This window comes from Rhodococcus sp. DK176 (assembly GCF_038447315.2).
Taxonomy (GTDB): domain Bacteria; phylum Actinomycetota; class Actinomycetes; order Mycobacteriales; family Mycobacteriaceae; genus Rhodococcus_F; species Rhodococcus_F jostii_A.
This window is the reverse complement of sequence record NZ_CP118321.2, coordinates 1,572,611-1,591,356: the sequence shown is the minus strand read 5'-3', so window position 1 is coordinate 1,591,356 and position 18,746 is coordinate 1,572,611. Positions and strand designations below refer to the sequence as shown.

Annotated in this window: 19 protein-coding genes; 18 read left to right on the top strand and 1 reads right to left on the bottom strand. The window is 65.9% G+C overall.

Translation table 11 applies throughout. The annotated features are described in order from the left end of the window. The first annotated feature begins 29 nt into the window (after window positions 1-29). The 17 genes from thrB to PSR88_RS07435 all read left to right on the top strand — a co-directional run bounded on the left by thrB (window position 30) and on the right by PSR88_RS07435 (window position 16,254). Window positions 30-974 carry a homoserine kinase gene (thrB, locus tag PSR88_RS07515; RefSeq protein WP_029539442.1) on the top strand — a complete coding sequence of 315 codons (945 nt, stop codon included), beginning with the start codon at window positions 30-32 and terminating at the stop codon, window positions 972-974. Between the two features lie 328 nt (window positions 975-1,302). After that, window positions 1,303-3,414, top strand: a complete 2,112-nt coding sequence (gene rho / locus PSR88_RS07510) for a transcription termination factor Rho (RefSeq protein WP_016883077.1) — start codon at window positions 1,303-1,305, stop codon at window positions 3,412-3,414. 225 nt (window positions 3,415-3,639) lie between these two features. Further along, complete coding sequence (gene rpmE / locus PSR88_RS07505) at window positions 3,640-3,882, top strand: 50S ribosomal protein L31 (protein WP_005252948.1); 243 nt, start codon at window positions 3,640-3,642, stop codon at window positions 3,880-3,882. A 91-nt stretch (window positions 3,883-3,973) separates the two neighbouring features. After that, window positions 3,974-5,053, top strand: a complete 1,080-nt coding sequence (prfA, locus tag PSR88_RS07500; RefSeq protein WP_009474173.1) for a peptide chain release factor 1 — start codon at window positions 3,974-3,976, stop codon at window positions 5,051-5,053. 53 nt (window positions 5,054-5,106) lie between these two features. Continuing rightward, window positions 5,107-6,036 (top strand): peptide chain release factor N(5)-glutamine methyltransferase, encoded by a 930-nt coding sequence (prmC, locus tag PSR88_RS07495; RefSeq protein WP_009474172.1) that lies wholly within the window; start codon window positions 5,107-5,109, stop codon window positions 6,034-6,036. Next, window positions 6,033-6,689 carry an L-threonylcarbamoyladenylate synthase gene (locus PSR88_RS07490; protein WP_016883078.1) on the top strand — a complete coding sequence of 219 codons (657 nt, stop codon included), beginning with the start codon at window positions 6,033-6,035 and terminating at the stop codon, window positions 6,687-6,689. The genes prmC and PSR88_RS07490 overlap by 4 nt, the downstream gene beginning before the upstream one ends. After that, on the top strand, window positions 6,686-7,867 hold the full coding sequence (locus tag PSR88_RS07485; protein WP_005252952.1) for a glycosyltransferase family 4 protein: 1,182 nt from the start codon (window positions 6,686-6,688) through the stop codon (window positions 7,865-7,867). The genes PSR88_RS07490 and PSR88_RS07485 overlap by 4 nt, the downstream gene beginning before the upstream one ends. Window positions 7,868-7,905: 38 nt before the next feature. After that, complete coding sequence (locus PSR88_RS07480) at window positions 7,906-8,379, top strand: hypothetical protein (RefSeq protein ID WP_007300049.1); 474 nt, start codon at window positions 7,906-7,908, stop codon at window positions 8,377-8,379. Window positions 8,380-8,706: 327 nt separating this feature from the next. Further along, complete coding sequence (gene atpB, locus PSR88_RS07475) at window positions 8,707-9,489, top strand: F0F1 ATP synthase subunit A (RefSeq protein ID WP_009474169.1); 783 nt, start codon at window positions 8,707-8,709, stop codon at window positions 9,487-9,489. Window positions 9,490-9,574: 85 nt separating this feature from the next. Beyond that, window positions 9,575-9,820: an ATP synthase F0 subunit C gene (locus PSR88_RS07470; protein ID WP_005252955.1), complete on the top strand. Its 246-nt coding sequence runs from the start codon at window positions 9,575-9,577 to the stop codon at window positions 9,818-9,820. A gap of 7 nt (window positions 9,821-9,827) precedes the next feature. Further along, window positions 9,828-10,385 (top strand): F0F1 ATP synthase subunit B, encoded by a 558-nt coding sequence (locus tag PSR88_RS07465; RefSeq protein WP_009474168.1) that lies wholly within the window; start codon window positions 9,828-9,830, stop codon window positions 10,383-10,385. Window positions 10,386-10,390: 5 nt separating this feature from the next. Continuing rightward, window positions 10,391-11,218, top strand: a complete 828-nt coding sequence (locus PSR88_RS07460) for a F0F1 ATP synthase subunit delta (protein ID WP_009474167.1) — start codon at window positions 10,391-10,393, stop codon at window positions 11,216-11,218. A 62-nt stretch (window positions 11,219-11,280) separates the two neighbouring features. After that, window positions 11,281-12,924 (top strand): F0F1 ATP synthase subunit alpha, encoded by a 1,644-nt coding sequence (atpA, locus tag PSR88_RS07455; RefSeq protein ID WP_005252958.1) that lies wholly within the window; start codon window positions 11,281-11,283, stop codon window positions 12,922-12,924. A 48-nt stretch (window positions 12,925-12,972) separates the two neighbouring features. Then, window positions 12,973-13,953 carry a F0F1 ATP synthase subunit gamma gene (locus PSR88_RS07450; RefSeq protein WP_009474166.1) on the top strand — a complete coding sequence of 327 codons (981 nt, stop codon included), beginning with the start codon at window positions 12,973-12,975 and terminating at the stop codon, window positions 13,951-13,953. Window positions 13,954-13,956: 3 nt separating this feature from the next. Then, a complete protein-coding gene (atpD, locus tag PSR88_RS07445) occupies window positions 13,957-15,408 on the top strand; it encodes a F0F1 ATP synthase subunit beta (protein WP_005252960.1) in 1,452 nt (483 codons plus the stop codon). Between the two features lie 6 nt (window positions 15,409-15,414). Beyond that, window positions 15,415-15,783, top strand: a complete 369-nt coding sequence (locus PSR88_RS07440) for a F0F1 ATP synthase subunit epsilon (protein WP_005252961.1) — start codon at window positions 15,415-15,417, stop codon at window positions 15,781-15,783. 48 nt (window positions 15,784-15,831) lie between these two features. After that, the gene (locus tag PSR88_RS07435) at window positions 15,832-16,254 is read left to right on the top strand and encodes a DUF2550 domain-containing protein (protein WP_005571048.1); all 423 of its coding nucleotides are present in this window, start codon (window positions 15,832-15,834) and stop codon (window positions 16,252-16,254) included. Here the strand turns inward: PSR88_RS07435 and PSR88_RS07430 are convergent, their stop codons facing one another. Continuing rightward, window positions 16,255-16,830, bottom strand: a complete 576-nt coding sequence (locus PSR88_RS07430) for a cob(I)yrinic acid a,c-diamide adenosyltransferase (protein ID WP_009474164.1) — start codon at window positions 16,828-16,830, stop codon at window positions 16,255-16,257. Window positions 16,831-16,884: 54 nt separating this feature from the next. Here PSR88_RS07430 and murA point away from each other — a divergent pair, with 54 nt between their 5' ends. Beyond that, the gene (murA, locus tag PSR88_RS07425; RefSeq protein WP_011594473.1) at window positions 16,885-18,159 is read left to right on the top strand and encodes a UDP-N-acetylglucosamine 1-carboxyvinyltransferase; all 1,275 of its coding nucleotides are present in this window, start codon (window positions 16,885-16,887) and stop codon (window positions 18,157-18,159) included. The last annotated feature ends 587 nt before the right edge of the window (window positions 18,160-18,746 follow it).

The following is an 18,746-nucleotide window of genomic DNA, read 5'->3' as shown; positions in this document are numbered from 1 at the left end:
CCACCACGCCGCAGGACCACACCGCTGCCATGACACAGACCCTCCCCACGGGCCTCACCGTGACCGCCCGCGTGCCTGCGTCGAGCGCCAACCTCGGCCCGGGCTTCGACACGCTGGGCATCGCGCTCGGGCTGTACGACGAGATCACCGTGACGACCACGGGTTCGGGGCTGAAGATCCGGGTCGAGGGCGAGGGCGCCGACGACGTGCCGTGGGGTCCGTCCCATCTCGTGGTCCGGGCCATCGAACGTGGCCTGGAATCGGCGGGCGTGTGGGCCGACGGACTGGATGTGGTGTGCCGCAACGCGATACCCCATTCTCGGGGCCTGGGTTCGTCGGCCTCCGCCGTCGTCGGGGGACTGGCGGCCGCCAACGGCCTGGCGATCAAGCTCGACCCCGAACTCGGGCTGTCGCTCGATCAGCTCGTCCAGCTGTCGTCCGAATTCGAAGGGCACCCCGACAACGCGTCGGCCAGCGTGCTCGGGGGCGCCGTGGTGTCGTGGAGCTGCGCGAGCGAGCAGCCCGACGGAGCGCCCGCGGCCACCGACATCTACTCGGCCGTCGCGCTGAAGGTCCATCCCGCGATCCGCGTCGTCGCGCTGGTGCCGGGGGAGCGCTCGTCGACCGCCCACACGCGGGGTCTGTTGCCCGAGACGGTTCCCCACCGGGACGCGGCATTCAACGTCAGCCGCGGCGCCCTCGCTGTGGTGGCGCTCACAGAGCGTCCCGACCTTCTGATGGCGGCCACCGAGGACCGACTGCATCAGACGCAGCGCGCTCCGGCCCTTCCGCTCACGACGCGATGGATTGCCGTCCTCCGGAAGGCGGGTATCGCCGCCACCGTCTCAGGAGCCGGGCCGACCGTCCTCGCATTGACTACGGAGCCTTTCCCCGTGGATCTTCGGGCGCAGGCCGAGGCCGAGGGGTTGCAGGTTCTCGAACTGGACGTGGCGGACGGCGTCCGGACCAGCTGACACGCCGTAGGGGCGTGTCCTTGCCCCTACGGTCGTTCACAGCTATCCTGGGCAATGTCCGTACATCGTGCGCATCAGACGCCGGTGCTTCACCAGGGCAATTACTCCAGGTCAATCGGGGTTGACGGCTCCTGGCACGATCCTCCGCACTATCTGTCGTGTAGGGATTGCGAGTACGCGCCTGTTTCAAAGGTGATGTGATGGCGGGCAAGCCGGCAGTTCTTCACATGCAACTACGTACGGCACATCCGAATTCGGTATTCGAAACCGAATTACGGGACGAACCCTCGACTCTGCGCAGCGCGAGTGAGGGAAGGAAAGGACCTCCGTGACCGATACGGACCTCATCGCCGCTCCTGTGCGCGCCTCCTCGGTGGATACCGTTGGCGCGCAGGCAGGCGACTCTTCACAGGCGTCATCGACCGCACCCGGCCAAGGTGCAGTGACGGCCTCCACCAAGCGCGCCGAGGCGCGCCGGGGTGCCGGGCTGTCCGGAATGGTGCTCACCGAGCTCCGCACTCTCGCAGGTGAGCTGGGCATCAAGGGCATCTCGGGGATGCGCAAGGGCGACCTGATTGCCGCGATCAAGGAGCGCCAGGGCGGCTCTTCCGCCCCGGCCGCTGCCGCGACCGAAGCCGCTCCCCGGACCCGGGCGACCCGCGCGAAGCGCGTCGAGTCCGCTCAGACCGAGCTCGAAGTGACTCCCCAGGTGGAGACCACCGAGAAGGCCGCCGAGCCCAAGACGGCCGAACCCGCGACGGGCGACGGCGCAGCCGCCGACACGGACACCGCCGAAGGCGGCCGCCGCGGGCGTCAGCGCCGCGGATCCGCGCGTCGGGCAGGCGCACCCGAGCAGGGTGACCAGAGCGGTAACGCTCAGGACACCGCCTCGGCGAATGCCGCCGACACGCAGCAGGCCGAGCGCAAGCAGGCCGACGACCGTCAGGATTCCGCAGAGAAGCCGGCCAAGCAGGACGGCTCCGGCGAACAGGGCGGCGACCGCAACCGACGTGAGCGGGGCGGCGACCGCGGTGATCGTGGCGACCGTGGCGACACCCGCGACACCCGCGACACCCGCGGCGAACGCGGTGACCGCGGCGAACGCGGCGATCGCGACAACCGTGGGGACCGCAGCCAGGGCAACAACGGCCCGCGCAACAACGACAACCGCCCGGGCGACGACGAGGAAGGCGGTCGCGGACGCCGCGGACGTCGCTTCCGCGAACGTCGTCGTGGACGCGACCGCGGCGAAGGCGGCGGCGGTGACGCCCGCGAGACCGAGATCCGCGAGGACGACGTCCTGCAGCCGGTCGCCGGCATCCTGGACGTCCTCGACAACTACGCGTTCGTGCGGACCTCCGGCTACCTGGCCGGACCGAACGACGTCTACGTGTCGATGAACCTGATCCGTAAGAACGGCCTCCGTCGCGGCGACGCCATCACCGGCGCAGTCCGGGTCGGGCGCGAGGGTGAACAGGGCAACCAGCGCCAGAAGTTCAACCCGCTGGTCCGCATCGACACCGTCAACGGTGGCGACGTGGAAGCGGCCAAGAAGCGCCCCGAGTTCGGCAAGCTCACCCCGCTGTACCCGAATCAGCGGCTGCGTCTGGAGACGACGCCGAACATCTTGACGACCCGTGTCATCGACCTGGTGATGCCGATCGGCAAGGGACAGCGTGCGCTGATCGTGAGCCCGCCGAAGGCCGGTAAGACCAGCGTTCTGCAGGCCATCGCGAACGCCATCGCGACCAACAACCCCGAGTGCTACCTCATGGTCGTGCTGGTCGACGAGCGGCCCGAAGAGGTCACCGACATGCAGCGTTCGGTGAAGGGCGAGGTCATCTCCTCGACCTTCGACCGTCCGCCGGGAGACCACACCTCGGTCGCCGAACTGGCCATCGAGCGTGCGAAGCGTCTGGTGGAGGCGGGTAAGGATGTCGTCGTCCTCCTCGACTCGATCACTCGCCTCGGCCGTGCGTACAACAACTCGTCGCCGGCTTCGGGACGCATCCTCTCCGGTGGTGTCGACTCGACCGCGCTCTACCCGCCGAAGCGTTTCCTCGGTGCTGCGCGCAACATCGAGAACGGCGGTTCGCTCACGATCATCGCGACGGCCATGGTCGAGACCGGTTCCACCGGCGACACCGTGATCTTCGAGGAGTTCAAGGGCACCGGTAACGCCGAGCTGAAGCTCGACCGCAAGATCGCGGAGCGTCGTGTGTTCCCGGCCGTGGACGTGAACCCCTCGGGTACGCGTAAGGACGAGCTGCTGCTCAGCCCGGACGAGGCCGCGGTGCTGCACAAGCTCCGGCGCGTGCTCTCGGGTCTCGACTCGCACCAGGCCATCGATCTGCTGATCGACCGCCTCAAGAAGAGCAAGAGCAACATCGAGTTCCTCATGCAGGTGTCGAAGACTGCTCCGGGCGCGATCGACGACTGATCGCGACCAGAGCGGGGCCCGGCGACTTTCGGTCGCCGGGCCCCGCTGTTTTCCCCTCGAAATCACCGTGGAACAAAACGCAGACCACCCGCGTTGACCACACCGCAAGCACAAATGCCGATTGGGATCGCGAACCTGCGATCTGGCATACTGAGCGGCTGAGTCCGGTTCCGGTTCACGTCTTCGAACGGCGAAGGCGACCCGGCGACCATTGAAAGGGACACCATGAAGTCAGGCATTCACCCCAACTACGTGGCCACCACCGTGGTCTGCGGTTGCGGAAACACCTTCGAGACCCACAGCACCAAGGAGACCGGGCGTATCAACGTCGAGGTCTGCTCGCAGTGCCACCCGTTCTACACCGGCAAGCAGAAGATCCTCGACACCGGTGGACGTGTCGCCCGCTTCGAGGCTCGCTACGGCAAGCGCGCCGGCAAGGGCGCAGCCAAGGAATCTGCAGAGTCCTAGCTGTTCCGCCGACGCCCGTCCTGCGATAATTGCAGGCCGGGCGTCGGCTTTTTTGTGCCTATTCCCGAAAGAACGCAGAGCGGAGCGAATCATGGCAGGGACCACCCAGCCTTCGGCCATCGACGACATCCTGGCCGAACATGCCGGCCTGGAGCAGCAGTTGGCGGACCCGGCCCTGCACAACGACGCTTCCGCCGCCCGCAAGGCGGGCAAGCGATTCGCCGAGCTCGCGCCGATCATGGCGACATATGCCAAGCTCAAGTCGGCGCAGGACGATCTGGATGCCGCGCGCGAACTCGCCGCCGACGACTCCAGCTTCGCCGCCGAGGTGCCCGAACTCGAGGCGCAGGTCCTGGAACTCGACAAGGCCCTCACCGACCTTCTGGCCCCCCGCGACCCGCACGACGGTGACGACGTGGTGCTCGAGGTGAAGTCGGGGGAGGGCGGCGAGGAATCCGCGCTGTTCGCCTCCGATCTGGCCCGGATGTACGTCCGGTACGCCGAGCGTCACGGCTGGCGTGTCGAGATCCTCGACGCGACCGTGTCCGATCTCGGTGGATACAAGGACGCGACCCTGTCGATCAAGTCGAAGGGCGATGTGCGTGACGGGGTCTGGGCACGACTGAAGTTCGAGGGCGGTGTCCACCGCGTGCAGCGCGTGCCGGTCACGGAATCGCAGGGACGCGTGCACACGTCCGCCGCCGGCGTCCTCATCTACCCCGAACCGGAAGAGGTCGAGGAGGTGCAGATCGACGAAACCGATCTGCGCATCGACGTCTACCGCTCCTCGGGCAAGGGCGGTCAGGGTGTCAACACCACCGACTCCGCGGTCCGTATCACGCACCTGCCCACCGGAATCGTCGTGACCTGCCAGAACGAGCGCTCACAGCTGCAGAACAAGGCCCGCGCCATGCAGGTGCTCGCCGCGCGGCTGCAGGCCGCCGCCGAGGAAGCCGCGGATGCGGAGGCGTCGGCGGGCAGGCAGAGTCAGGTGCGCACCGTCGATCGTTCGGAGCGCATCCGCACCTACAACTTCCCGGAGAACCGCATCACCGATCACCGGATCGGTTTCAAGTCCCACAACCTGGATGCGGTCCTGGACGGCGAACTCGACGCCCTGCTGGATGCCCTGGGCAAGTCCGACCGCGAGGCGAGGCTCGCCGCGGAGTAGCCGCGAAGCGGGACCGCGCCACCGGGCGGCAAGCCGCGTGGCACTCTGTACCTGTGAGTCGCCTTCCTCTTCGCCTGGCCCTGATCGACGCAACCGCGCAACTCGACGAGGCCGGGGTGCGTAGCTCCCGTGCGGATGCCGAACTGCTCGCGGCCCACCTGCTGGGGGTGGAACGGACCCGGCTCGGCCTCGTCCCGCTGGTCGACGAGTCGGTGATCGACGCCTACAAGAAGATGGTCGACCAGCGCGCCAAGCGGATTCCGTTGCAGTACATCCTCGGTACGGCCGCGATGGGGGACATCGACATCGAGGTCGGTCCCGGGGTCTTCGTGCCGCGTCCCGAGACGGAACTGCTGCTCGGGTGGGCGCTCGCCTTCCTCGGAAGCTGCGATCAGCATCCGCCGGTGGTCCTCGACCTGTGCACCGGCTCGGGCGCGCTCGCGCTCGCGATCGCCAATGCCCGCCCCGACGCCGTCGTGCACGCCGTCGAACTCGAACCGCACGCGCTCGCATGGGCCCGGCGCAACGCCGACGCCCGCGAACAGGCAGGTGACGCACCGATCCGCCTGTACCAGGGTGACGTGACCGACCGGACGTTACTGGCCGGGCTCGAAGGCGGCGTCGACCTGATCGTGGCGAACCCGCCCTACATCCCGGAGGGCGTCGAGCTCGAACCCGAGGTGGCCGACCACGATCCGCACAGTGCACTGTTCGCCGGACCGGACGGTCTGTCCGTCATCAAGCCGATGATCTCGAACGTCGCCCGCTGGTTGCGGATCGGGGGAGCGGTAGGCATCGAACACGACGACTCCAACGGGGCCGACGTGGCGGCACTGTTCGCGTCCCGCCGGGTGTTCGGCGAGGTCGCGGAGCACCCGGACCTCGCAGGCAAGCCGCGCTTCGTGGTCGCCCGGCGCGTCGCCACGGATATCGAGGCGCAGCGTGCAGGGGCCGTCACCGAGGGTGAAAGAATGGGCGGGTGAGTACCGTTTACGACTGTGGCCTTCCCGATTCACGCTCCGCCGGAATGAGTGCGGCCAAGAATGCGCTCAAGGCCGGGCGGCTCGTCGTGCTCCCCACGGACACGCTGTACGGGATCGGCGCGGACGCATTCGACAGCGAGGCTGTCGCCGCTCTCCTGCGGGCCAAGGGTCGCGGGCGCGACATGCCGGTTCCCGTGCTTGTCGGCTCGTGGAACACGATCGACGGCCTGGTGTACAGCGTGCGCCCGCAGACGCGCGACCTCATCCGGGCGTTCTGGCCGGGCGGACTGAGTCTCGTTGTGGAGCAAGCACCTTCGCTGGCGTGGGACCTCGGCGACACCCGGGGCACGGTCATGCTGCGCATGCCGCTGCACCCCGTCGCCCTCGAACTGTTGCGTGAAGTCGGACCGCTGGCGGTGTCGAGCGCGAACGTCTCCGGGCAGCCGCCCGCGACGACGGTCGAGGAAGCGCGCGAGCAACTCGGCGGCTCGGCGAGCGTGTACCTCGACGGTGGCCGGGCGGAGCAGGGGCAGGCATCGACGATCGTCGACCTCACCGGCGCGACCCCCCGGATCCTGCGTGAAGGCGCCGTGCCCACCGGCGATGTCGCCAACGTGCTCGGAGTGACGGCGGAGAGTCTGTCCGCCCAGTGAGTGCTGCCGAATCGGCCGGCGTGGCGCTGGCTCAAGCAGGTGGGGGCGCGGGTGTCCCGCTGCGCGAACTCCTGCTCGTACTCTTCACCGCTGCGGTGGTCACCTACCTGGCCACCGGGGCGGTGCGGCTGTTCGCGCTCCGATTCGGGGCCGTTGCCGTGCCGCGGGACCGGGACGTCCACGTCACCCCGACGCCCCGTCTCGGCGGGGTCGGCATGTATCTCGGGATGCTCGTCGCGTTGTTGTTCGCGCAGCAGCTACCCGCACTGACCCGGGGATTCGAGTTCACCTCCGACATTCCCGCGGCGCTGGTCTCGGGGTTCGTGATCGTGCTGGTGGGGGTGGTCGACGACCGATGGGGCCTGGACGCGCTCACCAAGTTCGTCGGTCAGGTCACCGCGGCGGGCATTCTCGTCGTGATGGGAGTGAGCTGGTTCATCATCTATATGCCGTTCGGGGACGGCAGCACCGTCATCCTCGACCAGCTCCAGGCCGGTCTCGTCACTGTGGGTGTCGCGGTCGTGATGGTGAACGCCATGAACTTCGTCGACGGCCTCGACGGTCTCGCGGCGGGCCTCGGTCTGATCTCCTCGCTCGCGATCTGCGTGTTCTCGGTGGGGCTTCTGCACGATCAGGGCGGCGACGTCAGCGCGTATCCGCCCGCGCTGATCGCCGCGGCGCTGGCAGGTGCGTGTCTCGGATTCCTTCCGCACAACTTCCAGCCCGCCAAGATCTTCATGGGCGACTCGGGCTCCATGCTGATCGGTCTGATGCTCGCGGCCATCTCCACCAGCGCGTCCGGTCGCATCCCGCTGACCGCGTACGGCACCCGCGACCTGCTCGGTCTTCTCTCGCCGCTGCTCCTCGTCGGTGCCGTCATGTTCATCCCGATCCTCGACCTGCTGCTCGCCGTCGTCCGGCGGACCCGTGCGGGCGTGAGCCCGTTCAGTCCCGACAAGATGCACCTGCACCACCGGTTGCTGCAGATCGGGCACTCGCACCGCCGCGTCGTGCTGCTCATCTACTTGTGGGTCGGTGTCCTGGCGTTCGGCGCGGTCGGATCGGCCCTGTTCGACCGTCGCGTCGTCGTCCTCCTGGTTGCGGGAGGCCTCGTCTTCGCGCTGGTCGTGACGGCCGTCCCGTCGATTCGCGGACAGCAGCACGACCGTCGCGGCTGACCGGAGGGTTGCGGCGGACCGGCGAAGATCCACTACCCTTGGCGACCGTGACGTTCACCCCCGCCTCCGCCCCTGATCACACCGCGTCGTTGCGGGCTGCCGTCCGCTACGGAGTTCTCGGTCTGATCGTGCTGGCAGTGGTCGGCTCGATCATCGCATTTCTCGTCGCGGGCAAGCCCGGTCTGTACGGCGCTCTTCTCGGTGCGGCAGTCGGGGGAGGGTTCATCCTGTGCACGGCACTGGGTGTGCTGTTCACCGCGAAACTTCCGGCCTTGACGGCGGGAGCGGTACTGCTCGGTACGTGGTTGCTGAAGATGATTCTCGCGATCACGGTCCTGGCGATCCTCAAACCGCTCGACTTCTACGACAAGACGGCATTGGTGCTGGTCATGGTGCTGTCGTTGGTGATCGTGCTGGGAGCGGAAACGTTCGGCGTCCTGGGAACCAAGGCGCCGTACGTCGAGCCGACGCCGTCGGACGACGCCGGATCGCCGGAATCGGACGATAAGTAGTACTACGAGATGTAGTAAAATTGAATCGACCCGGACCCCGTCTACACAACGTCGTAGATGACTTGCTAAGGTCTGGGTCAAGCGAGAGCAATGAGAGTGCGAGTAAGTTACTCGCCGGTATTGCATGCTTGTAGGTGGCCGCACTTTCAGGGCCGCCGAGTCGACGAGAGTCGCCGACACCGACAGACGCTGGACTCGAACAGTCCGCAGCAGCTGACGAATACGCGAGTCGAGCTTGTCGACTTGTTTGATCGTCAATGTCCGATCGAACCGCAGTCAACGAAGGCTGCGGACCGACTACGGGAGAGAACGCTGAGCGTCATCAACGTGGCTGCTGGAGAAGAATTCCACGCGCCTTCCCTGAACGACTTCTTCCCGCCCGCGGTCCTGTTCGAAGGGACTCCGTTCGAACTCGACCGCCTGATGCTGGTTCGCATCCTGCTGTCCGGACTGATGATGCTCTTCTTCGTCATCGCGCTGCGCAGCCCGAAGATCATCCCTCGCGGTGTCCAGAACATCGGTGAGATCGCGCTCGACTTCGTCCGGATCAACATCGCGGAAGAGATTCTCGGCAAGGAGCAGGGCAAGCGCTTCCTGCCGGTCATCACCACCATCTTCTTCCTGGTGCTCGCCTCCAACCTCGGCAGCATCATCCCCTTCATCAACATCTCTCCGAACGCGCGTATCGGCATGCCGCTCGTGCTCGCCGCCCTCGCGTACATCGTGTTCAACTACGTCGGCATCAAGAAGTACGGCTTCTTCAAGTACGTGAAGAGCAGCATCGTGGTCCCCGGTGTTCCGCTTCCGCTGCACTTCCTGCTCGTGCCGATCGAGTTCATCTCGACGTTCGTCCTCCGGCCGTTCACGCTCATGGTTCGTCTCATGGCCAACATGCTGGCCGGCCACATCCTGCTGGTGCTGTTCTTCAGCGCCACTCAGTACTTCTTCTTCGTCTCCGGTGGCTTCCAGGCCGTGTTCGGTGTGGCCTCGCTTGCCGCCGGCATTGCATTCACCTTCTTCGAACTGCTGGTGATCTTCCTGCAGGCCTACGTCTTCGCGCTGCTCACGTCGGTGTACATCGATCTGGCGCTGCACGCGGATTCGCACTAGCACCACAAATTTCACGACCAGCTACACCAAGAACTGAGCCTCCCGCCGAATCCGGCGGAGGTCAACAGAAAGGGAACGGAACACCATGAGCCTCGCCTACCTCGCTCAGGAAGCTGTCCAGGAAACCAACTCGACGGGTTTCGGAGCCATCGGCTACGGCCTCGCCGCGATCGGCCCCGGCATCGGCGTGGGCATCGTCGTCGGTAAGGCGATCGAGGGAATGGTTCGCCAGCCCGAGATGGCCGGACAGGTTCGTACCACGATGTTCCTCGGTATCGCCTTCACCGAAGCCCTCGCGCTGATCGGCCTCGTCGCCGGCTTCATTTTCTAAGACCGTCATGGCAGCCAACATCGCAGTCCTCGCGCAGGAAGAGAGTCACAACCCTCTCCTGCCCGAGACGTATGACATCGTTTGGTCGATCGTCTGCCTGGTCATCGTTGGTTTCGTCTTCTGGAAGTACGTCCTTCCGATGTTCCAGAAGGTCCTTGCCGAGCGAACCGAGCAGATCGACGGCGGCATCAAGAGGGCCGAAGAGGCCCAGGCCGAAGCGAAGGCGGCGCTCGAGCAGTACCGCGCTCAGCTCGCCGAAGCTCGCACCGAGGCTGCGCAGATCCGTGAGGACGCGCGCACCCAGGGGCAGCAGATCATCGCCGAAATGAAGGCACAGGCTCAGGAAGAAAGCGACCGCATCGTGGCCGCCGGCAACAACCAGTTGGTTGCCCAGCGTCAGCAGATCGTCGCCGAACTGCGCGCCGATCTCGGCCGCACCGCGGTCGACCTCGCCGAGAAGGTCATCGGTGAGTCCCTCGCCGACGACGTCAAGCGGGCCGGCACGGTCGATCGCTTCCTGAACGAGCTCGACACCATCGGCGCAAATTCCGCAGCAGGGAAGTGAGCACCATGTACGCAGCGAGCCGTGAGGCCTTGACGCAGACCCGTGCTGCGTTGTCTTCGGCCTTGGGATCCGTCTCTGCCGGAGCAGCCACAGCGGCCGCGGCCCAGATCGGGGCCGAGCTGTTCTCGGTCGTCGAGATCCTGGACGAGCAGCGCACTCTCCGGAGTGCCCTGTCGGACACCTCGACGCCCGGGAACGTTCGCGAAGGTCTGGCCGAGCAGGTATTCGGTGGCAAGGTCTCGGCCGAGACCCTCGCCGTCCTGAAGGCGGCGGTGGGCCAGGACTGGTCCGTCACCTCCGACCTGCTCAACTCGCTGGTGCTCGTCGGTCGGGAATCGCTGCTGAAGGCAGCGGCCGATCAGGGACAGCTCGACGCTGTCGAGGACGAGCTCTTCCGCCTCGGCCGCATCGTTGCCGGTAACCCGAAGCTCGAGCAGTCACTGTCCGACCGTTCCGTGCCGGCGAAGAGGAAGCGTGAACTGCTCTCCAAGCTGCTGTACGGCAAGGTCACCGCTGTCGCCGAGGCGCTGGCGACCCAGGCAGTGGGCCGGTTGAAGAACTCCGCACCCGCGGACGCCTTCGACGAACTGTCGAATCTGGCAGCAGCACAGCGGGAAGCAGTTGTCGCCAAGGTGCGCAGCTCTGCTCCGCTGTCCAGTGAGCAGTCGGATCGGCTGACCGCCACCCTCACCCGTACCTACGGGAAGCCGGTGACGGTTCACGTGGAGGTCGATCCTGAACTCCTCAGCGGCTTGGTCGTCCGGGTGGGCGACGAGGTGATCGACGGCAGCGGCGCGGGACGTCTCGCAGCGCTGCGGAAATCCCTCAAGTAGTCCGCAACCGAACCCCATACCCCAGATCTTTTCGAAGACCAGACACCGAGAGCAGGAAAAACATGGCGGAGCTGACGATCTCCTCCGACGAGATCCGTAGTGCGATCGAGAACTACACCGCGAGCTACTCCCCGGAGGCCTCCCGCGAAGAGGTCGGCCTTGTGACCGACACCAGCGACGGCATCGCGCACGTCAGTGGCCTGCCTTCGGCGATGGCCAACGAACTGCTGGAGTTCCCCGGCGGAATTCTGGGTGTCGCGCTCAACCTGGACGCCACCGAGATCGGTGCCGTCATCCTGGGCGATTACGAGAACATCCAGGAAGGCCAGGAAGTCAAGCGGACCGGCGACGTGCTGTCGGTACCCGTCGGCGACGCCTTCCTCGGCCGCGTCATCAACCCGCTCGGACAGCCGATCGACGGCCTGGGCGAGATCGAGAGCAACGAGACCCGCGCGCTCGAACTGCAGGCTGCCTCGGTGCTCGAGCGTCAGCCCGTCGAGGAGCCGCTGCAGACCGGCATCAAGGCCATCGACGCGATGACCCCGATCGGCCGCGGACAGCGCCAGCTCGTCATCGGCGACCGTAAGACGGGCAAGACCGCCGTCTGCATCGACGCGATCCTGAACCAGAAGGCCAACTGGGAGACCGGCGACGAGAAGCAGCAGGTTCGCTGCATCTACGTCGCGATCGGCCAGAAGGGCTCCACCATTGCGGGCGTCAAGGCTGCCCTCGAGGAGCAGGGCGCGATGGAGTACACCACCATCGTCGCCGCCCCGGCCTCCGACTCCGCCGGATTCAAGTGGCTCGCGCCCTACACCGGCTCCGCCATCGGCCAGCACTGGATGTACCAGGGCAAGCACGTCCTGGTCGTGTTCGACGACCTGACCAAGCAGGCCGAGGCGTACCGCGCCATCTCGCTGCTGCTGCGTCGCCCGCCGGGACGTGAGGCATACCCCGGTGACGTCTTCTACCTGCACTCCCGCCTGCTGGAGCGTTCGGCCAAGCTGTCCGACGCCCTGGGTGGAGGCTCGCTGACCGCGCTGCCGATCATCGAGACCAAGGCCAACGACGTCTCGGCCTACATCCCGACCAACGTCATTTCCATCACCGACGGTCAGGTGTTCCTCGAGTCGGACCTGTTCAACAAGGGTGTCCGCCCGGCCATCAACGTCGGCATCTCGGTGTCCCGAGTCGGTGGCGCCGCGCAGACCAAGGGCATGAAGAAGGTCTCCGGTTCGCTGCGTCTGGAGCTGGCTCAGTTCCGTGAGCTCGAGGCGTTCTCCGCCTTCGCCTCCGACCTGGACGCCGCCTCGAAGGCACAGCTCGAGCGCGGTGCCCGCCTGGTGGAGCTGCTCAAGCAGGATCAGTACAGCCCGATCCCCGTCGAGGACCAGATCGTCTCGATCTACCTCGCCGGCGAAGGTGTCTTCGACAGCGTGCCGGTCGGCGACGTCCGCCGCTTCGAAGCCGAACTGCTCGACGAGCTGCACCGCACCGCCTCCGGCGTGTACGAGAGCATCAAGGGCGGCAAGGCCCTCGACGCCGACAACGCCAAGGCGCTGGTGGAGGCCACCGACAAGTTCAAGGAAACCTTCATCGCGTCCGACGGAAGCCGGGTCGTGAACGAGGCCGAGGCCGAAGCTCTGGACGCCGGCGAGGTCGGCCACGAGCAGATCAACGTCAAGCGCACCACCGTCAGCAAGTGAGCGGCCTGCCCATGATGCTGCGAAACATGAAGGGAGAGTGATCGATCGATGGCAAGCATTCTCGAACTGAGGTCTCGCATCAAGTCGGTCAACTCGACCAAAAAGATCACCAAGGCCCAGGAACTGATCGCGACCTCGCGCATCACGAAGGCACAGTCGCGCGTCGCCGCGGCGAAGCCGTACGCCGAAGAGATCACGAAGGTTCTGTCGGAGCTGGCGAGCGCGTCGGCTTCGCTGGACCACCCGTTGCTCAACGAGCGCACCGATCCCAAGCGTGCCGCGGTTCTGGTCGTCACCAGCGACCGCGGTATGTGCGGCGGATACAACTCCAACGTCCTCAAGGAGGCCGAGGAGCTGTTCCAGCTGCTGCGCAGCGAGGGCAAGGATCCGGTCATCTACGTGCTCGGATCCAAGGGCCTGGGGTACTACACGTTCCGTGGCCGCGACTTGGGAGGTGCGTGGACCGGGTTCTCCCAGGATCCGGGCTACTCCGACGCTGCCAAGGCGAGCCGTCACCTGGTCGACCTGTTCATGGCCGGATCCGGCTCGGAGGTCCCCGCGCCGAACGGCGAGGGCACCATCGAAGGCGTCGACGAGCTGCACATCGTCTACACCCGCTTCGTGTCGATGCTGACCCAGTCTCCCGAGGTTCGCCGGATGGCTCCCCTCGAGGTGATGGTCTCGGAGGAGCGCGTCGAGCTCGGCGAAGACATGCTGTCGAACGGTCACGGGTCCAGCGACTCGGAGCCGGTCGCCGGATACAACTTCGAGCCGGAACCCGACAAGTTGCTCGGTGCCCTGCTGCCGAAGTACATCAGCACCCGCATCTACTCCTCGCTGCTGGATGCTGCGGCGTCGGAGTCGGCTGCCCGTCGTACCGCCATGAAGGCGGCGACGGACAACGCAAACGAACTGGTGAACACGTTGAGCCGTCAGGCAAACCAGGCTCGCCAGGCCCAGATCACCCAGGAAATCAGCGAGATCGTCGGCGGCGCGAATGCGCTTGCCTCGAGCGCAGGAAGTGACTAAGCAATGACCGCAGCAGTAACCGAAAACAACGGGGCAGGCTCGGGTTCGTCCGTCGCCGGCCGCGTCGTGCGGGTCATCGGTCCCGTCGTGGACGTTGAATTCCCGCGTGGCGCTATTCCTGAACTGTTCAACGCCCTGCACGCCGAGATCACGCTCCCCTCGGTCGCCAAGACGCTGACCCTCGAGGTCGCACAGCACCTCGGCGACAACCTGGTGCGCACCGTCTCGATGCAGCCCACCGACGGCCTGATCCGCGGCACCTCGGTGTCCGACACCGGCAAGCCGATCTCGGTTCCCGTCGGAGACGTCGTCAAGGGCCACGTGTTCAACGCACTGGGCGACTGCCTCGACGCTCCCGGCACGGGTCGCGACGGCGAGCAGTGGGGCATCCACCGCAAGCCACCGGCCTTCGACCAGCTCGAGGGCAAGACGGAGATCCTCGAGACCGGCATCAAGGTCATCGACCTCCTCACCCCGTACGTCAAGGGTGGAAAGATCGGTCTGTTCGGTGGTGCCGGTGTCGGCAAGACCGTTCTGATCCAGGAAATGATCACCCGTATCGCCCGCGAGTTCTCCGGAACCTCGGTGTTCGCAGGCGTCGGTGAGCGCACCCGTGAGGGCACCGACCTTCACCTCGAGATGGAAGAGATGGGCGTCCTCCAGGACACCGCCCTCGTCTTCGGCCAGATGGACGAGCCGCCGGGAACGCGTATGCGCGTCGCCCTGTCCGCGCTGACCATGGCGGAGTACTTCCGCGATGTCCAGGGCCAGGACGTGCTGCTGTTCATCGACAACATCTTCCGTTTCACCCAGGCCGGTTCCGAGGTGTCGACCCTGCTCGGTCGTATGCCTTCGGCCGTGGGTTACCAGCCGACCCTGGCTGACGAGATGGGTGAGCTGCAGGAGCGCATCACCTCGACGCGAGGCCGCTCCATCACCTCGCTGCAGGCGATCTACGTGCCCGCCGACGACTACACCGACCCGGCGCCGGCAACGACGTTCGCGCACCTCGATGCCACCACCGAGCTGTCGCGTCCGATCTCGCAGATGGGTATCTACCCCGCTGTGGACCCGCTGACCTCCACCTCCCGCATCCTGGAGCCCGGCATCGTCGGTGCCGAGCACTTCCGGGTCGCCAACGAGGTCAAGCGCATCCTGCAGAAGTACAAGGAACTGCAGGACATCATCGCCATCCTCGGTATGGACGAGCTGCAGGAAGAGGACAAGGTGCTCGTCGGCCGTGCCCGCCGCCTGCAGAAGTTCCTCGGCCAGAACTTCATCGTCGCCGAGAAGTTCACCGGTGAGCCTGGCTCCGTGGTGCCGCTCCGCGACACCATCGAGGCGTTCGACCGCATCTGCAAGGGCGAGTTCGATCACCTGCCCGAGCAGGCGTTCAACAGCTGCGGTGGACTCGACGACGTCGAGGCTGCAGCCAAGAAGATCGCCGGGAAGTAGTCGACGATGGCTGAGATGACCGTGGAACTCGTCGCCGTGGAGCGACGGTTGTGGTCTGGTTCGGCGACTCTCGTCAGCGCACAGACGACCGAGGGCGAGATCGGTGTCATGCCTGGGCATGAGCCGGTTCTCGGACAGCTGGTCGAGGCCGGAGTGGTTGCGATCACGACGGCTGACGGTGAGCGTATCGTCGCTGCTGTGCACGGCGGGTTCCTGTCCGTGACCGCGAAGACAGTCACGATCCTCGCCGAGTCAGCCGACTTGGCCGAGGACATCGATGTGGAAGCGGCCAAGGCCGTGCTCGCAGAGAGTGGAGACGATCTCGAGGCGATTGCTGTCGCCAAGGGTCGGATCCGCGCTGTAGAGCGCGCTTAGGCTGCACGAGAAAGACCGCGACGGAGCCGACGAACAGTGACAATCGGAATGACTGTGTTGATCATTCTGGTTGTGCTGCTCGCGGCCTTCGTCGCGGTCTTTTTGTATCGGCTTGCAGTACTGCGCCGCGGTGGCACCGCGGCGATCCTTCGGGTGACGCCTGCCCCGGGGGACACCGGGTGGCGCCACGGCGTCATCCGCTACGGCGAGGGTTCCCTCGTCTTCTTCAAACTGTCGAGTTTGCGCCCCGGCCCTGATTCGCGCATCGACCGCCAGGGCATCGAAGTCGCAGGTCGTCGCAGCCCGGAGGGCTCCGAGTTCGACATCATGTCCGAGGAAATCATCATCCTGTCGGTCAAGGACCGCGGTAGCTCGTACGAGATCGCATTGGACGGGGGAGCGTTGACCGCGTTCCTGTCCTGGGTCGAATCACGACCGTCCGGCCGATCGGTTCGCGGTCGCCGACTCTGATCAGGACTTCCCGGCTCCGGGCTTCCAGAGCACGTCGCCCTCGGGGTTCGCGAGCCTGCTGACGATGAACAGCAGATCCGACAGCCGGTTGAGATACTTCGCCGGAAGTGCGTTGGTGGTCTCCGGGTTCGCGTCGACGGCCGCCCACGCAGACCGCTCGGCCCGCCGGGTCACGGTCCGTGCCACGTGCAGCAGCGCTCCGAGTGCCGTGCCGCCGGGGAGAATGAAGGAGTTCAGCGGCTCCAGGCGTTCGTTCAGTTCGTCGCACCAGCCCTCGAGACGGTCGATGTACTCGTCGGAGATGCGCAGCGGCGGGTACTTCGGTTCCTCCTCCACCGGGGTGGAGAGGTCGGCGCCGGCGTCGAACAGGTCGTTCTGGATCTGCCGCAGGATCGACCGGATCTCCTCGGGCGGGTCGCCCAATGCCACCGCGACCCCGATCGAGGCGTTCGCCTCGTCGCAGTCGGCGTAGGCGATCAGCCGCGGATCGTTCTTCGACACACGGGAGAAATCGCTGAGTCCGGTGGTCCCGTCGTCGCCGGTCCGGGTGTAGATCTTGGTGAGGTGTACGGCCATAGCGTTACGGTACCGGCCTCCGGGGTCGGCATCCCTGGCTCTAGGCTGTGTTCTGTGAGTGAACGCTTCCTTGTCACCGGCGGTAACCGCCTCGTAGGTGAAGTGTCTGTCGGGGGCGCCAAGAACAGCGTTCTCAAGCTGATGGCGGCAGCGCTGTTGGCTGAGGGCACCACAACTGTCACCAACTGCCCGGACATCCTCGATGTCCCTTTGATGGCCGACGTCCTGCGCGGCCTCGGCTGCGAGGTGGACCTCGACGATTCCATCGTCCGGATCACCACACCCGCGGAGCCGAAACACCACGCCGATTTCGCCGCGGTACGTCAGTTCCGCGCGTCGGTGTGTGTGCTCGGACCGCTGGTCGCGCGGTGCCGACGCGCCGTGGTCGCGCTACCGGGTGGCGATGCCATCGGATCGCGGCCCCTCGACATGCACCAGTCGGGGCTGCGATTGCTGGGCGCGCACAGCACGATCGAACACGGCTGCGTGGTGGCGCAGGCCGACGACCTGCACGGTGCGAACATCCGGCTCGCGTTCCCGTCGGTGGGGGCGACCGAGAACATCCTGATGGCCGCCGTACTCGCCAAGGGTGAGACGGTGATCGACAACGCGGCCCGCGAACCCGAGATCGTCGACCTGTGCAACATGCTGATTCAGATGGGCGCGAAGATCCGGGGTGCCGGCACGTCCACGCTGACGATCCAGGGCGTCCCCAAACTCGAGCCCACCACGCACCGGGTCATCGGCGATCGGATCGTCGCAGCGACGTGGGGGATCGCCGCGTCGATGACCCGTGGCGACGTGCGAGTCCGCGGAGTCAACCCGAAGCACCTCAGCCTGGTGCTCGACAAGCTGCGGGTGGCCGGAGCCGAAGTCACGGCCGAGTCCGACGGATTCCGGGTGGTCCAGGAAGCGCGGCCCACGGCCGTCAACTTCGCGACTCTGCCCTATCCGGGTTTCCCCACCGACCTCCAGCCGATGGCCATCGGTCTCGCCGCGGTCGCGGAGGGAACGTCGATGATCACGGAGAACGTCTTCGAGGCGCGGTTCCGGTTCGTCGAGGAGATGATCCGGTTGGGTGCCGATGCTCGGACGGATGGTCACCACGCTGTGATCCGGGGAATCGCGCAGCTGTCGAGTGCGCCGGTGTGGTCCTCGGACATCCGGGCCGGCGCCGGCCTGGTGCTGGCGGGACTCGTCGCCGACGGCGTGACTGAAGTGCACGACGTCTTCCACATCGACCGGGGCTACCCCCGTTTCGTCGAGATCCTCCAGGAACTCGGCGGCCGCATCGAAAGGGTGGCCGCGGATCCCGCTTCTCAGCGGTGAGTCCGGCGTCACAGCGGCCGGTGTGAGCGGCAGGACGCCGAATCGGTTCCGGCACACCGGCTCTGACCAGCGGAATCCGAACCGGCGAACACCGTGACCTGGCGATTTGGCAAGCAGTTTCCCTTCGCGTAACTTATTCCAGGTCAGAGCGACACGGACACCGACCCCGGCCGGAAGGCGGGGGACACGAGGTTGGACGAAGGCGCCTGGTACATCGGAAGTTCACCGTCGTGTACGGTGGTGCTTCCATCCCGGTTAGATTCTGTTCAGCGTCTCGGCTTGCGCCGGTGAGGCTGGTAGGATAAGATGGAACGGTTGCCCCGGAGCGGCTGGCGAGTGTGCCAGAAGTGATGGCGTGTGCGTGTTCTTTGAGAACTCAACAGTGTGTCGATGAATGTCAGTGCCAAATGTTTTTGGTACTCCGCATCACGGATGATCAACCGCCTCTTGGGGTTTGGTTGTGAGGTGTGGTGTGGGTATTTGCTGGCTCTTCTCCTTCTTCCGTCGGTGGGGGGTCAGTGTTTGAAAATGCTAGTTTGAGTTTTTGATTGCTAGTGATTTGACTCGATGTCTATGACTGATTTCCA

Excerpts from the sequence above, each read along its gene's own strand:
- PSR88_RS07450 (WP_009474166.1), top strand. The coding sequence starts at position 12,973 with ATGGCAAGCATTCTCGAACTGAGGTCTCGCATCAAGTCGGTCAACTCG.
- PSR88_RS07440 (WP_005252961.1), top strand. The coding sequence starts at position 15,415 with ATGGCTGAGATGACCGTGGAACTCGTCGCCGTGGAGCGACGGTTGTGG.
- PSR88_RS07435 (WP_005571048.1), top strand. The coding sequence starts at position 15,832 with ATGACTGTGTTGATCATTCTGGTTGTGCTGCTCGCGGCCTTCGTCGCG.
- prfA (WP_009474173.1), top strand. The coding sequence starts at position 3,974 with ATGGCAGGGACCACCCAGCCTTCGGCCATCGACGACATCCTGGCCGAA.
- rpmE (WP_005252948.1), top strand. The coding sequence starts at position 3,640 with ATGAAGTCAGGCATTCACCCCAACTACGTGGCCACCACCGTGGTCTGC.
- thrB (WP_029539442.1), top strand. The coding sequence starts at position 30 with ATGACACAGACCCTCCCCACGGGCCTCACCGTGACCGCCCGCGTGCCT.
- atpA (WP_005252958.1), top strand. The coding sequence starts at position 11,281 with ATGGCGGAGCTGACGATCTCCTCCGACGAGATCCGTAGTGCGATCGAG.
- PSR88_RS07430 (WP_009474164.1), bottom strand. The coding sequence starts at position 16,830 with ATGGCCGTACACCTCACCAAGATCTACACCCGGACCGGCGACGACGGG.
- atpD (WP_005252960.1), top strand. The coding sequence starts at position 13,957 with ATGACCGCAGCAGTAACCGAAAACAACGGGGCAGGCTCGGGTTCGTCC.
- PSR88_RS07465 (WP_009474168.1), top strand. The coding sequence starts at position 9,828 with ATGGCAGCCAACATCGCAGTCCTCGCGCAGGAAGAGAGTCACAACCCT.
- PSR88_RS07460 (WP_009474167.1), top strand. The coding sequence starts at position 10,391 with ATGTACGCAGCGAGCCGTGAGGCCTTGACGCAGACCCGTGCTGCGTTG.
- PSR88_RS07470 (WP_005252955.1), top strand. The coding sequence starts at position 9,575 with ATGAGCCTCGCCTACCTCGCTCAGGAAGCTGTCCAGGAAACCAACTCG.